The following is a 15,003-nucleotide window of genomic DNA, read 5'->3' on the forward strand; positions in this document are numbered from 1 at the left end:
TTGGTCATGTCAACCCTCGGCAGGATTGACGAAGTTCTTCAGTTCGTCCTTGCGTTGGAGTTGCTTGATTGCGACGACTTCGAATTGATCGTCGTTGACCAGAACGCCGATGAGCGCCTGCAGAAGGCGTGCAGCGCGTTGAACGTCAAATATCCGCTTCACTACATTCGAAGCCCCAACGCCAGAGGCCTCAGCCGCGGCCGCAACATTGGCATCGCAAGAGCCAGCGGCGACATCGTGTGCTTCCCCGATGACGATTGCCTGTATCCGCCCTCGTTGATCAAGAAAGTCCTGGCGCGATTCCATGAAACGGGTGCCGACATGGTGTGCGGGCGCGCTGCTGCGCCCGATGGCCGGTCCATCAATGGTCGGTTCGAAAAGACTGCGCAGCGAGTGACCTTGCGCAACGTGTTCACCACCCAGATTGAATGGGTGGTGTTCTTCAAGCGCCCGGTGCTCGAACAGCTCAAGGGCTACGACGAGGACATTGGCGTGGGCGCATCGACGCCCTGGCAAGCGTGCGAGGGCCCGGACATCACCATTCGAGCCCTCGAAGCCGGCTTCACCGTGTACTACGACCCGGAAGTCTTTGCCCATCATCCGGAACTCAATACGCATCAGCCCGACCGTGCCATGCGAGAAAAGGCGCGCGGCTACGCCAGGGGCATGGGCCATGTCATCGCAAAACACGCTTGCGGATTCCTGTATTTGGCGAACTATCTCGTTCGGCCCGCAGGCGGCGCTTGCCTGTCGCTATTGAAGGGCAAAGCCGGCCGTGCCCTCTACTACTTGAACGTGGCCATCGGACGGGCCGAGGGCTACACCGGCATCTGCCTCGATGGCCATGGGCTTCGCAGACGAACGGCGAGCCTCAACAGCCATGTGTAGCCGGCTCGAATGAAAGCCGCCTTGCTCCCCGGGGCGCTGGATCATCACGGGCCGCCTTGGCCGAGCTGAATTCCGACAGCCCGCAGTCATGCAGCCATGCAGCCTATAGGCAACTAATGCGAGTACCGATACGAACCCGGCCGGTACCCCTGGCTGCCGCTGTATCGACGCCTGAAGTCCATCCCGTTGAACAGCACGCCGCTGATCGCTGCACCGGCCTGGCCCAGCCGGCGGATGCTCTCGTTCAGTTCCCCCAGTTGACTCTTCTCGGCCCGCACCACCAGCAGCACGACACCGCATGCAGGGGCCACGGCCGCCGCGTCGGCCGCCACCAGCACCGGAGCCGTGTCGATGAGCACGACGTCGTAGCGCAATGAGAGCATGTCCAGCGCATCGGTGAACTGCTGAGACTCCAGCATGTCGGTGGGAAATTGGGGGAGCCTGCCCGTGGTCAGCACATCCAGCCGGGGGCGCACGCCGGCATGGATGGCTTTTTCCGTGCTGATTTCGCCGCTGAGCATTTCGGACAAGCCGCCCTCCCGCTTGAGGCCGAAGGCCCCGCCCAGCGCACCTTTGCGCAGGTCTGCATCGATCAGCAACACCCGCTTGCCGGACTGCGCCAGCAGCGCTGCAAAGTTGTTGGAGACGAAGCTCTTGCCAATGCCGGGCGTCGCGCCGGTGATGAGGATGCGGTTGTCGGGCGCTTGCGCCATGGCGGGCTTGAGGCCCACGCGCAAGGTTCGCAAGGCTTCGATGGGGTGGCTGTGGGGATGTGCATCGGCCAGCAGGCCGGGCCTGCGTCTGCTGGTGTTCCGGTCGAGGCGCGTTTGCTCCAGGCTGTGGGGAACGACGGCGTAGATCTCCAGGCCGGTGTGGCTCTCCACCTCCTCGGGGTTGCGAATGCCGGGCTTCGATCGCGTGTGCAGGATCGCGAGCGCCGGCCCCACGATCATCCCCAGCAGCAGCGCGAAAGCCAGCACGAGCGTTTTCTGCGGCTTGACCGGCACCTTGGAGACCACCGCCTTGTCCAGCAGCCGCACGTTGCCGATCTTGCCTTCCTTGACCAATCGCATCTGCAATGCGTTGTTCTGCATGGACTGGTACAGCGTGCTGTTGACGCGCACGTCCCGCTCCAGCCGCAATGCATCGCGCTGCAGGTTGGGCATGCCGGCGATGCGCGCGTTGAGCGCGTTGAGCTCGCTCTGGATGGCACCGATCTGGCTGTTCAAGGTCAGCATGCGGTCGCTCTTGCCGGTGAAGGCAACGTCGGCTTCCCGCCGGCGTTGTTGCAACTCGAGCAGGCTGGTTTGCAAGTCGGATGTCTTCTTCAGCCAGACCTTGGCTTCCTCGTCGAAGTCGACGGTGCCGTTCTTGTTGCGAAAGAGCGCATAGGCGTCTTCCGACCCCTGGAGCTGGCGCTGGAAGAGGGGCAGTTGCGCTTCGAGGAATGCAAGAGTTTTCTCGGCTTCTGCCGACTTGCGCTCCATGTTCTGTCGCAGGTACTGGTCGCCGATGGCGTTGAGTACAAGGGCCAGGCGAACCCGGTCGCTGTCTTCGAGGCTCACGCCGATGACGTTGGACTGGCGGCCCTGCTCGCCCATTTGCAGGCGTCCCTGCAACTGTTCGATGGCGCGAAACCGCGATGTCACGGAGACGGTGAATTCAGCACCGGGCTTGCCGGCCAGTTCACTCAACAGGATCTCAAGGTCGCCGTCGGGCAGCGACTGGCGCAGCGGCTGCCCGACGACGCCCTCCAGCGGGGCCGGGAGCAATTCGTGGCGCACGGTGTAGCGCCCCCCGCCTTCGGCAATGATGGTGAAGGGCTCGGTGTCCTCGAGCGAACCCGGCACGGTGAAGCGCGCCACCTTGATGCGCTCGGCGCCCCACACGTAGCCGCCAAGGCCTGGAAAGCCCGGCTCCGACAGCTCCGTGGTGCGACGGCCAAGCCACCGCCCCACATAGGGCAGATAGCGTGGCTGGGCGTTGACTTGCAGGTTCACCTGGTCCGCCGCGGCATCCAGCACCATGCGGGAGCCGATCACCTGGATCTCGCCGGTGGCCGGCGTCTTGACCTCGAACAGGCCGAAGGTTTCAGCCAGGTTGCTCTTGCGGTCGGGGGTGGCGTCTTCGATCTGCAGCAGCAGGCTGGCGCGGTAGACCGGCGTCGCCATGTAGGCATACGCTGCGCCCACCAGCAGGGCCAATGCAACGACGACCACGATCAACCACTTGTGGTCGATCAGGATGTCCCTGTATTCCGACAGGCGCGGCTCGTCCTGCACGTCGGTCATGGCGGCGCTTGCACCGGAAGCGAACACGCGCTGGCGGACATCGGTCGTTGAAGTGCTGACGGTCAGGCTCATGCGGATGCAGGGCGCAACGGGTCAGCCGTTGAATACGGGAACATGAAAGCTTTGCGAGCAGAAATCGTGCCGTTGGCGCCGCTTTTGGCAGGAACGCACCCGCGCGTGCCCAACTATCGGCATTGGCTGACACCGCAGGCACATCCTGGTGCGCGAACGGACAGTTCCGTTCGATCACCAGCCTACAAGCGGGATGTGACAGCTTTGGGTCACGCACCAAAGTGGTTGATGTCATTTCAGCGAGCTTGATCTCTTTACGACTCCTCACGTTTGGCGCCTGCTTTTCGAGCGGGGCTTCCCACTACGATATTCAAACATCAGGGGCGCTGTTGAAGCCGAAGTTGGCTTGCGACGCACACGCTCGCACGGACGGGAGTCTCACGCCATGCACCTCGACCTTCCGGCGCCGCGCCGCTTTTTCACCATTGAAGTTCTGCTCGCGCTTGCGCTGTCGTTGGCAGCCTGTGGGGGCGGAGGCAGCGGTGGCGATGCGCAGTCTTCGAGCGCGCTCGACACCGCATCAATGGTCTCCATCGACGCCGTTGCGCAGCAGGCGGAGTTTCCCAAGCCGCCGACCCGCGCCGCGACAGACGCGGGCAAGGACCCGCCCGCGCAGATGGATGCTGATGCGTTGCAGGCAGTCGCATCGGGCGATGGCCCGGCCTCCACTTGGGCGCTCGACAGGGTGGCTGCCATCGAGAAGCGCAATCACCTTTGGGGTGTGGCGCCGTCGGCACTGCTGCAGACGAGGCCTGCGACCTGGCTGCCTGCGATGAGCGATGCCGGCGTCACGACCGTGCGCGGCTTCATTGACGAGCCGGGCAACGATCAGTTGGCGCCGATCGCGGATGCCGGCATGTCGGCAGTCGGCTACCTGATGTGGAGCTCCAGCACGCCCTTTGCGCTGCCGGTCGATGACCTGCGCGGCTGGCGCCGATACGTCACCGAACAGTTGCGGCGACACAAGGGCCGCGTGAAGTACTGGGAAGTGTGGAACGAGCCGCCCAACTTCACTGCGGACCCATCACCCGCGTCCTATGCGAAAGTGGTTGCTGTTGCCTACCATGCGGCGAAGGCGGTGGACCCGACGGTGCAGATCGGCCTATCTGCCAAGAGCAACCACGTTGCCTTTCTTGCCGAAAGCCTCGCGGCCGGCGCCGCTGGCAAGTACGACTTCGTGACACTGCATCCTTACGAGGTGGCCTCCTTGCTGTCCGAGGGCTGGGAAGGGCAGTTCATGTCCATCGTGCCCCGCGTGCGCAAGCTGCTCCAGGACAAGGATCCCGCGAAGGCCGCGGTGCCCATATGGTTCACCGAGATCGGCTTTTCCGCCAACACATCCGCCGCGGATGGCGTCGGCCCGCAAATGCAGGCGGACGCGCTGGCCAAGATCTACACGATGTCCATCGCCCAGGGCGTGGCGCGCGTCTACTGGTTCGACCCGAGCGACAGCGAAGGCCTGAAGATGGGCCTGACAACCGCCGACGGCACGAAGCGGCCGGCCTGGTATGCGATGCGCAGCCTGCGCACCTGGCTGGGCGGGCAACCCCGCTACGCTGGCTGGACGCAACCCGGTGGCGCCTGGTACGGCTTCGTTTTCGAGAGCCCCAAAGGCGTGGTGCTGTCAGCTTGGTCGCGGCCAGGTCAATCGACGGTGCTCTCGCTGCCATCGGAGGTGACAGCGGTCGATCCGCGCACCGGCGCCGTGACGGCCACGCGTACACCCGCGATCACCGAAGCCCCTGCGCTCCTGATCGCTGCGGCTGGCTCTGCACAGGCCAGTCAATGGTTGGGCGAAGCAGCCGCCAGCAGCGGCAAGCCTTTTCCGTGGAACGGCGACCACAGCGCGTCGCGGACCGTGCGAATGGTGGCGGGCGCCACGCCGGATGGCGTCTTCATCGTGAAGCCACCCGCCATCAGTGTCGTGAACAACGTGGCCGAGTACAACCTGGAAGGCACGATCGGCGCCTGCTTTGCGGTGGACCCGACCTTCATGTCCTATGCGTACGCCACCAGGCCGATTCGCATCACCGCCACCGTTCGGGGCCACGGCACCGGCGAGCCTGGCTTCTACATGCTCTACGAGTCGGACGCGTTGATCGCCTCGGCCGACGTCAACAACCTGGTGCGCGCCGGCGGCTGGTCCGCCATCAAGGGGACCCACCTCCACGAGAAGACATGGACCGTGCCCAATGCCCTCTTCGTCGGGCAGTTCGGCTACAACTTCTGCATGTACTCCCAAGGCGCGCCCCATGACGCGTTCAGCGTCCAGCAAGTGACCGTGAGCCGGTGATTTTTACTGCGCCCTTCGCTCCAGCGGCCAGATCGCGTTGAGTGCCTCGCCGCCGCTGCGGTAGGCTTGGCAGGTGTCGGCCAGCGCGGGCTTGGGCATCGGGCCCGACATGGCGAGCGTGGCGCGCAGGCCGCCGCGCTCGCGCCGCAAGGCGTGCCAGGTTTGCATGGCCGTCGTGGCGGCGGGGCCCATCAGTTCGGTGAGGTGCGTGCAGCCCTTGCTGCCGCCCACGAGCGTGCGCACCTTCTTCGTGAAGCCGCCGGTGATGGTGAGGCCCTTCAGCGCGTCGTAGTTCGCGTTGCTCCCGGCGCACCAAGGCGTGGGTGCGGCTTCGGTGTGGACCTCGATGTCGCGGATCACCAGGTCCATGTCGACCGTCATGGCGATGCGCATGCGGTGCAGGTCTTCGCCCGCGCCCAGGGGCTTGAAGAACAGGTCCGAGCCGTTGGGCGAGATGTCGCGCATGGTGCTTTCCACGTCGAGCATGCCGTCGTCGCGCAGGTAGCCCTGGCAGACGATCTCGCGGGTGTGGAGCAGCCGGCGGGCGGGTCGGGTGGCGTTGGAATCCATGGGGCCTTTGTCCTGGGTGATGCGTTGTTGCAATGCTCGGCGAGGCGGGCCGCGGCGGCCCCACCCTGCGTGGGTGGTCGGCGCGCCGCCGGCGGCCGTGGAGACCACCCGTTCGGGGTGGCAGGATTGCGCTCGCCGCGCGGTCTACTCGAATGCATCGTAGAGACAAAACCGCCATACCGGACGCCAACATGCATGCAGCCAGCGCCTTCCACCCTTGCCCCACGCAGGGCGACGTGATCGAACGGCCCACCAGCCCGCTCGCCATCGACGCATCTCGTGCCCGCCAGGGGCTGCCGCGCGTGGCGCACATTCCCGAGACCAGCCTGTTCCGCAACCTCGAGACTTCGGCGCAGCGCTACCCGGCCAAGACAGCGATCCAGTTCTTCGGCAACGCCGTGCGCTACGCGCAACTGTTGTCTGACGTCGAGCGCATGGCCGGCTACCTGCAGCGCGAGTGCGGCGTGGTCAAGGGCGACCGGGTGATCGTGTTCAGCCAGAACTGCCCGCAGTTCATCGCCGCCTACTTCGCCATCCTGCGTGCCGATGCGGTCTTCGTGCCGGTCAACGCGATGCTGCTGCGCGACGAGCTGGAGCACATCGTCAACGACAGCGGTGCGGTGGTGGCTTTCGTGGCCAGCGAGCTGATGGACCGCATCGCGCCCTTGCTCGGCACCGGCTCGCTGCGAAAGCTGGTCGTGCACGCCTACGGCGACGCGCTGGGCGAAGAGGATGCGAGCCTGCCGGCGCCCGACTGGCTGCGCACGCACATGGCCGATGTGCAACTGCCTGAAGCGGCCACCGCATGGAACGCCGCGCTGGCGCGCGCCTGCAAGCCCGCGCCGCATCGCGCCGGCCCGGATGATCTCTCCATGCTGCCCTACACCTCGGGCACCACGGGCAAGCCCAAGGCCTGCGTGCACACGCATCGCACCGTGATGACTTCTTGCGTCGGTTCGTCGCTGTGGCGGCGCACCAACCCCTCGTCGGTGTACCTCGCCGTTGCACCGCTGTTCCACTTGCTGGGCCTGCAGAACAACGTGAACTCGGCCATCTTCTGGGGCGGCACCATCGTGCTGATGCCGCGCTGGGACCGCGAGGCAGCGGCGGTGCTGATCGAGCGCCATCGTGTGACGTTCTGGGCCGCGCTGCCGGCGATGCTGGTCGACTTCTTTGCGCAGCCCGGCATCGAGAATCGCGACCTGAGCAGCCTGACGGTGGTGACCGGCGGTGGCGCCGCGACGCCGCAGCACGTGAACGAGATCCTCAAGTCGCGCTATGGCCTCGACTTTGTCGAAGGCTACGGCCTGACCGAAAGCGCCAACTTCCTGTGCGCCAATCCGCTGCACAAGCCGAAGAAGGGATGCCTGGGCGTCGCGACCTTTGGCGTGGACCTGCGCATCGTCGACCCCGAGACGCTGCAGCCCGTTGCCCAAGGCGAGTCCGGCGAAATCGTCGTGCATGCCGCGCAGATCATGCTCGGCTACTGGAACCATCCGCAGGCCAATGCGCAGACCTTCATCGTGATCGATGGCAAGCGCTTTTTCCGCACGGGTGACCTGGCGAGCATGGACGAGGAAGGTTACGTCTTCATGCGTGACCGCTTGAAGCGAATGATCAATGCGTCAGGCTTCAAGGTGTGGCCGGCGGAGGTCGAGGCGGCCTTGCATGCGCATCCGTCGATCCTCGAAGCCTGCGTGATCGCTGCGCCGGACGAGCGTCGCGGTGAAACGGTGAAGGCCGTCGTCACGCTGCGCAGCGGCAGCCGGGAAGACAGCACCAGCCTGCTGGCCTGGTGCCGCGAACACATGGCGACCTACAAGGCGCCGCGCATCGTGCAGATCGTCGACGCGCTGCCCAAGAACGCCACCGGAAAGATCGCCTGGCGCGAACTGCAGGAGCAGGAAGCGCGCGCCGCATCGGCCCAGCCCCAAGCGGCCGTCGCCCACTGAAAGAAAAGACAAAATGTCCATGACGCTTGCGCTGCAGCGCTCGATCCAGTCCACGCCCGATCGCGTGGCCACAGTCTTCCATGGCCGACGCCAGACCTTCCGCGAATTCGGTGAGCGGGTTGCCCGGCTGGCCGGCGCGTTGCAATCCATCGGCATGGCGCCGGGCGACCGCGTTGGCATGCTGGGCGTCAACTCCGACCGCTGGCTCGAATACATGATGGGCACGTGGTGGGGCGGCGGCGTGCTCAACCCCGTCAACACGCGCTGGAGCGTGCCGGAGATCGTCTATTCGCTCGACGACAGCGACACCACGATCCTGATCGTCGACGATCACTTCATGAACCGGGTCGAGGGCATCCGCGCGACGGCCAGGCGCGTGCCGCGCTTCATCTACGCCGGCGATGGCGAGACGCCCGAGGGCATGCTGTCTTTCGAGGTGCTGGTCGAGGGCGCAAAGCCGGTCGCAGATGCCGACCGTGCCGGCGCGGACCTGGCCTGCATCCTCTACACCGGCGGCACGACCGGCTTCCCCAAGGGCGTGATGCACAGCCACTGGACGCTGTGGGCCATCGGCATCCAGCGCCTGGCGCAGATGCAGGTGCCCGAGGCCAGCATCGCGCTGCACGTGGCGCCGCTGTTTCACATGGGTGGCATCGGCCGCGCGCTGGTGCAGTTCATTGCGGGCGATACGCATGTGCTGGTGGCCAGCTTCGACGCGCGCGAGGTGATGCAGACGATCGAGCGCGAAGGCGTGACCGATCTGCTGTTGGTGCCCACGATGCTGCAGGCGCTCATCACGCATCCGGAGTTCGACTGCTTCAACCTCGGCACGCTCAAGCGCATGGTGTATGGCGCGTCGCCGATTGCGGAATCGGTGCTCGAGCGCGCGATGGCGCTGCTGCCCGGCGTGGCGTTCACGCATTCGTATGGCATGACGGAGTGCGGCAGTGCCACCTCCAATCCACCGGAGAACCATGGCGCTGAAGGCCGCGCTTCGGGCCTCTCGCGTTCGGCCGGCCGTGCGGGCCTGGGCGTTGCGGTGAAAGTCGTCGATGACACCGGCAACGAAGTGACGCGCGGTGAAGTGGGCGAGGTCATCGTGCGCGGGCCCAACGTGATGCTCGGTTACTGGAACAAGCCGGAGGAGACATCTCGCGCCCTGCGCAATGGCTGGCTCTACACCGGCGATGGTGGCCGCATGGACGAAGGCGGGCATGTCTTCATCGTGGACCGCATCAAGGACATGATCGTGAGTGGCGGCGAGAACGTCTATTCGGCCGAGGTCGAGAACGTGATCGCGCGGCATCCGGCTGTGCAGGCGTGCGCCGTCATCGCCGTCCCGCATGCGCAGTGGGGCGAGGCGGTGCATGCGGTGGTGGTGCGCAAGCCCGGTGTCGAACTGGACGACGCAAGCCTGCACGCGCACTGCAAGACTTTCATCGCAGGCTACAAGTGCCCCAAGAGCATCGAATTCCGCGAGGCGCTGCCACTGTCGGCGGCGGGCAAGGTGCTGAAGCGCGAACTGCGCGAGCCGCACTGGTCGGGTCGACTGCGCCAAGTGGCTTGACGCGCATGGCTGTCTTTCGCACGCGCATCACAGAGCTGTTTGGCATCCGCCATCCGATCCTGCTCGGAGGGATGCACCATCTGGGGCAGTCGGGCATCGTTGCGGCGGTGGTCAATGCGGGGGCGATGGGGTTCATCACGGCGCGGTCGTTCGACTCGCTGGATGACTTGCGTGCGGACCTGAGACGTTGCCGGGAGTTGACCGATGGCAAGGCCTTTGGTGTCAACCTGACCTTGTCGCGCAGGCCGGGCGCGAACAGGAACGTACCGGCCTGGATCGACATTGCGCTGGAAGAGGGCGTGCGGCATTTCGAGAGCGCCGGTGATTCGCCCGAGCCTTTCGTCGATGCGATTCATGACGGCGGCGGGTTGTTGATTCACAAGTGCCCGAGCGTGCGACATGCCGAAAGCGCGGCACGGCTGGGCGTCGATGGCATTGCGCTGGTCGGCTGCGAGGAGGGCGGGCATCCGGGCGCGAACTCGCTATCAGCCTTCGTCAATGGTGCCTATGCACTGGAAAAGATCGGGCTGCCGCTGGTGCTCGGCGGAGGCATCGGCAGCGGGCGCCAGATTGCAGCGGCATTGGCGCTGGGCGCCGACGGCGTCGTGATGGGCAGCCGCTTCATGGTCGCCCGGGAGATTCGCGCGCACGAGGCGCTCAAGCAGCGGATCGTCGATGCCGACCAATACTGCTCCACGGCGATTCTCGGTTCGCTCAACGACACGTGGCGCGTGCTGCACAACGACGCGGCGCGCGAAGTGCAACGTCTGGAGGCGGGCGGGGCGCGCAGTCACGGCGAATTCGGCGACCTGATTCTTTCTTCCCGCACGCGCGAGCGTGTGTATGAAGGCGGTGATGTGGACGGCGGCATCGTGTCGCTCGGCCCGGCGGGTGGATTCGCGGACGAGATTGCGCCCGCTGCGCAGATCGTGTCGCGGCTCATGCGTGATGCGGCACGCGCTGCCAGCGCGTTCGCTCGCGTGACGGCGCAGCCTGCCGTCGCCTGAAAGGGCGCCCGAACGGGTCCGTACGGTGGCGCGTGAGTTGCCGTACGACTGCGGCGCGGCCGGCCAGCGATCGCCGCGGGCAGCCGAGCTCGCGCATTGACGTTGCTTCCCCCGGGAGCAGACAATTCGTCCCGATGAACGATACCGAGTCGCTGTTGCCCAAGATCGTCACGACGACGACGGCGGATCTTGCCACCCTGCGACCCGCACTGGTCGAGAACGCCCTGACGCAGGCCCTGCCGCTTCCCGACATCATGTTTGGCGGCAGCGTGCTGGTGCTGGTGATCATGTTCCATGCGTTCTGGATTCGCCTCATCACCAGCATCTTCATCAAGCGCTTGCAGGTGTTGCGCCGCCATGGTTCGCTTTGGCGTGCCGACCTCGTGTTCGTCGTGACGGTGATGATGTTGCTCGCACTGCACCTGGCCGAAATCGTGGTGTGGTCGGCGGCGTTGGTGTTCGGCGACATCGTGGGCGACTGGTCGGCGGCAACCTACTTTGCGGCCAACTGCTACACCGCTTTGGGCGAGCCTTTCTCCCTGCCGCGTGCGTGGCGCGTCGTGCCACCCATCATCGCGATCTCGGGCATCTTCGCCTTCGCCTGGACGGCGAGCGTGCTGGTGAATTTCGTGGCGCGCTACAACGCGCTGCGCGCGGGCATCCTGGCGTCGCGGCTCATGGGGCACGCGCCTCCCTGAGCTTCACCAGGCTGAAAGCGCCTGGACCAGTCGGGCCTTCACGTCGGCATTCGCAAAGCTGGCATCGATCGACGTGCGGGCGACTGCACGGAGGGTGTCGTCTGACCAGCCGAAGGCCTTGCTGCACAGCGCGTACTCGCCAACCAGGCTGGCGCCCAGCAGCACAGGATCATCGGTGTTGAGCGACACGGCGACACCGGCGCGGCGCAGGCGATCGACAGGGTGGTCCTCGATCGACGGGTAGACACCCAGCACGAGGTTCGACGTCGGGCAGATGCCCAGGGGAATCTGCCGATCGACCAACAGTTGCACGACGGCCGGATCGTCGATGGCGCGCACGCCATGGTCGATGCGATCGGCGCCGAGCAGTTCGATGGCGTCACGCACGCCGTCGGCGCCACTGGATTCCCCGGCATGCACGGTGCGTCGAAGGCCCGCCGCGCCTGCACGCCTGAAAGCTTCTGCAAATCGTGGACCGGTGCGTCCGGCGGCTGCCTCGTTGCCGTCGATGGAAAGCGCGACCACGCGGGGATGCTTCAAGGCCACCAGCGCATCGACCAGTTCGGCCGCCGCGTCCGCGGATTGCGTGCGCAACAGGCTCACGCAGAGGCCGACCGGCGGAAGTCCGTCCTGTTCCGCCGCCTTGAAGCCGGCATCGATCGCGTCGATCATGTCAGGCAGGCGCCCGTGCCACGCCTTCCAGTGCGTGGGGTTGAAGATCACGTCTGCGTAGCCCGCGCCGTTGTCGGCCAGGCGCCGGGCGTAGCCATGGCTCAGTTCCGCCAGGCGTTCGCGCGTGGAAGCCAGGCCGCAGGCCCAGTCGAGGAAGTGCAGGAAGTCGGCCAGGCCTTCGAACTCGAAAAGGCGCTCGCGCGGGCGGGGCATCGGCACGCCCGCCTGCGCAGCCCATTGTTCGAGCACGGCGGGTTCGAAGCAGCCTTCGAGGTGGGCATGAACCTCTGCCTTGGGCAGCGTGCGCAGCCGCCCGGTGCCAGCGTCGTTCAGCACGTCACGCCGCCATCGATGACCAGGCTCTGGCCGGTCATGAACGAGCCAGCCCTGGACGCGAGGAACACCGCCGCGCCGGCAATCTCGTCCGGCTCGCCGATGCGGCGCAGGGGCGTGGTCGCGTTGCGGTGCTCCAGCGTCTTGGGGTCGTCCCACAGCGCTTTTGCAAAGTCGGTCTTGATGAGCCCCGGCGCGATGCAGTTCACGCGCACGTTGTGCGGGCCGTACTCCACGGCAAGGTTGCGTGCGAGTTGCATGTCCGCTGCCTTCGACACGCAGTAGGCACCGATCACCGATGAGCCGCGCAGGCCACCGATGGACGAGACGATGATGATCGCGCCGTCCTTGCGCTCGATCATCTGCGGCGCCGCGAAGTTGATGAGCCAGTGGTTGGCGATGACGTTGTTCTCGAGGATCTTGCGGAACTGGTCGTCCTCGATGCCGCCAAAGGGGCCGTAGTACGGGTTGGACGCCGCGTTGCACACGAGGATGTCGACCTTGCCGAGCTGGCGCGTGGTTTCGTCGACCAGGTGCTTGAGGTCGTCCTTGGACGAGATGTTGGCGGGTATGGAAATGGCCGCGCCTTCGCCGTGCGCCTTGTTGATGGCGTCGCGCACTTCCTCGCACGGGCCGGGCTTGCGCGACGAGATGACGACCCTGGCGCCGTGCTCGGCAAGACGTTCGGCGATCGCACGGCCGATGCCGCGGGACGAGCCGGTGATGATGGCGACTTTGCCGGTGAGGTTGAAGAGGGACATGGGGCGGGTTCCTTTGATTCGCTTGCTGGCTTGCGTGCGCACGGCGGAGCGAAACTGTACTTCGCGCCCGGGGAAAATGAAAACGCCGGCGCAGGGCCGGCGTCTTGTTGGTGACAGCGTGTGCTTAGCCGCGGAACTCGGGCTTGCGCTTCTCGATGAACGCCGCGACAGCTTCGTGGTGGTCGGCGGTCTGGTGCGACATCACCTGGAAGGCGGCCGACATTTCGAGCAGCGTATCGAGGCGGCTGTGCAGCGCTTCGCGCAACAAACGCTTGGCCAGGCGCACGGCGTGTGGCGGGTTGGCGGCGATCTGCTCGGCGAGTTCGCGGGCCGCTGGCATCAGTTGCTCGCGTGGCACCACACGAGAGACCAGGTTCCACTCGGCGGCTTGCTTGGCGTCGATCATCTGGCCCGTCAGCGTGAGCTCGGTCGCGCGCGAGAGGCCGATGATGCGCGGCAGGAGCCATGCACCACCGTCGCCCGGGATGATGCCGAGCTTGACGAAGCTCTCGGCGAACTTCGCTTCTTCCGCCGCGACGCGGATGTCGCACATGCAGGCGAGGTCCAGCCCCGCGCCGATGGCGTGGCCATTGACTGCGGCGATCACCGGCACTTCGAGGTTGAACAACGCAAGCGGCAGCTTCTGGATGCCAAGGCGATATTCGCGCCGCAGTTCCATTGGCGCCATTTCGCTGTAGCGGCCCATGTCTTTCACATTGCCGCCGGACGAGAAGGCCGAGCCGGCGCCGGTCAGGATGACGGCGCGCACCGAATGGTCGGCGTGGATGCGATCGATGGCCGCGAGGAACTCGGGCACGGCGCTGTTGCCGGTGAGGGCGTTGCGGGCCTCGGGGTCGTTCATCGTGAGCGTGACGATGTGGCCGTCTAGCTCGTATTTCAGAAAGTTGTTCATTTACAGGATCTCCTCCATGACGAATTGCAGCACCGACGGCGCGGCGTTGCCGATCGTCGACTCGCCGACGATGCGGTTCCAGTACGCCTCGCTGCCATCGGCCATGCGCCATTCGTGCAGGCGGCGGCTGTAGAGCTGGAGGTCGAATTCCTCGGTGACGCCGATGGCGCCGTGCAGTGCGTGCGCAGTCGATGCGACCAATGGCACCGATGTGCTGGTGCGCGACTTGGCGGTGGCTGCTGACAGCAGGGCGGGGATCTTGGCGCCGGCCTTGAAGGCCAGCTCGGCGGCGACGCCGGCGCAGGCTACGTGCTCAGCCATCACGCTGAGCTGGTGCTGGATCGCCTGGAACTTGCCGATGGAGCGGCCAAACTGGACGCGGTCGTTGCAGTAGCCCAGCGTCATCGAGAACATGCGCTCCATCGCGCCGGCCATGGCGGCGGCGTGCAGGGCGGCGCTGAACACTGCGACCTCGCTGCCGTTGTCGCCGAGGGGTGTGCCGACGGCCTCTTTGTTCCAACGCAAGGATGCGACGAGACTCCCGCGCACGCCGGTCGCGGTGCGTGCCGCCTTCTTGCAATCGAGCAGCACGAGTTGCCCGTCGACATTCGCGAGCGCAAAGTCCGCGATGCTGCCGAACGCGACATTGGCCGCGCTCACCGATCCATCGGCTTCACGCCGCGCATGGCCCACGAGCGTGACCATGCCTTCGGGCGCCGCCACATCGCGCAACAAGCCACGCGCTGCAATGCTCTGCGCGGCAGGCACCGGCACGGCGTGCCGGCCAAAGGCCACGAAGATCGGAAAGATCGCTTCCAGGTCGAGCCCCGCGCCGCCCGCGTCTTCGCTGGCCATGAGTTCGAGGAACCCGTTCCCGGCCAGCGACTTCCACAGTTCGGCAGGCGAGCCGCCGTTCTCGATCGCACGTATCGCGGCCGGCGTGCACTGGTCCACGAGGATGGCCTCGATGGCTTCTGTAAACATGT

The 15,003-nt window shown here is 65.8% G+C and carries 12 protein-coding genes; 6 read left to right on the forward strand and 6 right to left on the reverse strand.

Translation table 11 applies throughout. The annotated features are described in order from the left end of the window. The first annotated feature begins 6 nt into the window (after window positions 1–6). Window positions 7–888: a glycosyltransferase family 2 protein gene (locus tag QTI66_RS17550; RefSeq protein WP_286561502.1), complete on the forward strand. Its 882-nt coding sequence runs from the start codon at window positions 7–9 to the stop codon at window positions 886–888. 113 nt (window positions 889–1,001) lie between these two features. Here QTI66_RS17550 and QTI66_RS17555 read toward each other — a convergent pair whose 3' ends face one another. Next, the gene (locus tag QTI66_RS17555) at window positions 1,002–3,251 is read right to left on the reverse strand and encodes a polysaccharide biosynthesis tyrosine autokinase (protein WP_286561112.1); all 2,250 of its coding nucleotides are present in this window, start codon (window positions 3,249–3,251) and stop codon (window positions 1,002–1,004) included. 385 nt (window positions 3,252–3,636) lie between these two features. On the opposite strand from QTI66_RS17555, the gene QTI66_RS17560 reads away from it, so the two are divergent. Beyond that, on the forward strand, window positions 3,637–5,544 hold the full coding sequence (locus tag QTI66_RS17560; protein ID WP_286561113.1) for a glycoside hydrolase family protein: 1,908 nt from the start codon (window positions 3,637–3,639) through the stop codon (window positions 5,542–5,544). Window positions 5,545–5,547: 3 nt separating this feature from the next. On the opposite strand, the gene QTI66_RS17565 is transcribed toward QTI66_RS17560, so the two are convergent. Continuing rightward, the gene (locus QTI66_RS17565) at window positions 5,548–6,114 is read right to left on the reverse strand and encodes a DUF2889 domain-containing protein (protein WP_286561114.1); all 567 of its coding nucleotides are present in this window, start codon (window positions 6,112–6,114) and stop codon (window positions 5,548–5,550) included. Between the two features lie 191 nt (window positions 6,115–6,305). Between QTI66_RS17565 and QTI66_RS17570 the strand changes: the two genes are divergently transcribed. From QTI66_RS17570 to QTI66_RS17585, 4 genes are all read left to right on the forward strand, one after another. Further along, entirely contained in the window at window positions 6,306–8,066 is a 1,761-nt protein-coding gene (locus QTI66_RS17570; protein ID WP_286561115.1) for a long-chain-fatty-acid--CoA ligase, read from the forward strand. A gap of 13 nt (window positions 8,067–8,079) precedes the next feature. Further along, complete coding sequence (locus QTI66_RS17575; protein ID WP_286561116.1) at window positions 8,080–9,633, forward strand: long-chain-fatty-acid--CoA ligase; 1,554 nt, start codon at window positions 8,080–8,082, stop codon at window positions 9,631–9,633. Between the two features lie 5 nt (window positions 9,634–9,638). After that, window positions 9,639–10,640, forward strand: coding sequence for an NAD(P)H-dependent flavin oxidoreductase (locus QTI66_RS17580; RefSeq protein WP_286561117.1), 1,002 nt, complete (start codon window positions 9,639–9,641; stop codon window positions 10,638–10,640). Between the two features lie 134 nt (window positions 10,641–10,774). Next, entirely contained in the window at window positions 10,775–11,338 is a 564-nt protein-coding gene (locus QTI66_RS17585) for a hypothetical protein (RefSeq protein WP_286561118.1), read from the forward strand. 3 nt (window positions 11,339–11,341) lie between these two features. On the opposite strand, the gene add is transcribed toward QTI66_RS17585, so the two are convergent. From add to QTI66_RS17605, 4 genes are all read right to left on the reverse strand, one after another. Then, window positions 11,342–12,346 carry an adenosine deaminase gene (gene add / locus QTI66_RS17590; RefSeq protein WP_286561119.1) on the reverse strand — a complete coding sequence of 335 codons (1,005 nt, stop codon included), beginning with the start codon at window positions 12,344–12,346 and terminating at the stop codon, window positions 11,342–11,344. Further along, window positions 12,340–13,104, reverse strand: coding sequence for an SDR family NAD(P)-dependent oxidoreductase (locus tag QTI66_RS17595; protein WP_286561120.1), 765 nt, complete (start codon window positions 13,102–13,104; stop codon window positions 12,340–12,342). Before QTI66_RS17595 ends, add begins: the two co-directional genes overlap by 7 nt. 124 nt (window positions 13,105–13,228) lie before the next feature. Continuing rightward, window positions 13,229–14,017: a crotonase/enoyl-CoA hydratase family protein gene (locus tag QTI66_RS17600; protein WP_286561121.1), complete on the reverse strand. Its 789-nt coding sequence runs from the start codon at window positions 14,015–14,017 to the stop codon at window positions 13,229–13,231. After that, window positions 14,018–15,001, reverse strand: a complete 984-nt coding sequence (locus tag QTI66_RS17605; protein WP_286561122.1) for an acyl-CoA dehydrogenase family protein — start codon at window positions 14,999–15,001, stop codon at window positions 14,018–14,020. It abuts the gene before it with no gap. Window positions 15,002–15,003: the final 2 nt, after the last annotated feature.

Origin of the sequence: Variovorax brevis (assembly GCF_030317105.1) — a bacterium.
In the GTDB taxonomy this organism is placed as follows: Bacteria; Pseudomonadota; Gammaproteobacteria; order Burkholderiales; family Burkholderiaceae_C; genus Variovorax; species Variovorax brevis.

Excerpts from the sequence above, each read along its gene's own strand:
- QTI66_RS17580 (WP_286561117.1), top strand. The coding sequence starts at position 9,639 with ATGGCTGTCTTTCGCACGCGCATCACAGAGCTGTTTGGCATCCGCCAT.
- QTI66_RS17605 (WP_286561122.1), bottom strand. The coding sequence starts at position 15,001 with ATGTTTACAGAAGCCATCGAGGCCATCCTCGTGGACCAGTGCACGCCG.
- QTI66_RS17555 (WP_286561112.1), bottom strand. The coding sequence starts at position 3,251 with ATGAGCCTGACCGTCAGCACTTCAACGACCGATGTCCGCCAGCGCGTG.
- QTI66_RS17575 (WP_286561116.1), top strand. The coding sequence starts at position 8,080 with ATGTCCATGACGCTTGCGCTGCAGCGCTCGATCCAGTCCACGCCCGAT.
- QTI66_RS17565 (WP_286561114.1), bottom strand. The coding sequence starts at position 6,114 with ATGGATTCCAACGCCACCCGACCCGCCCGCCGGCTGCTCCACACCCGC.
- QTI66_RS17570 (WP_286561115.1), top strand. The coding sequence starts at position 6,306 with ATGCATGCAGCCAGCGCCTTCCACCCTTGCCCCACGCAGGGCGACGTG.
- QTI66_RS17550 (WP_286561502.1), top strand. The coding sequence starts at position 7 with ATGTCAACCCTCGGCAGGATTGACGAAGTTCTTCAGTTCGTCCTTGCG.
- QTI66_RS17585 (WP_286561118.1), top strand. The coding sequence starts at position 10,775 with ATGAACGATACCGAGTCGCTGTTGCCCAAGATCGTCACGACGACGACG.
- QTI66_RS17600 (WP_286561121.1), bottom strand. The coding sequence starts at position 14,017 with ATGAACAACTTTCTGAAATACGAGCTAGACGGCCACATCGTCACGCTC.
- QTI66_RS17560 (WP_286561113.1), top strand. The coding sequence starts at position 3,637 with ATGCACCTCGACCTTCCGGCGCCGCGCCGCTTTTTCACCATTGAAGTT.
- QTI66_RS17595 (WP_286561120.1), bottom strand. The coding sequence starts at position 13,104 with ATGTCCCTCTTCAACCTCACCGGCAAAGTCGCCATCATCACCGGCTCG.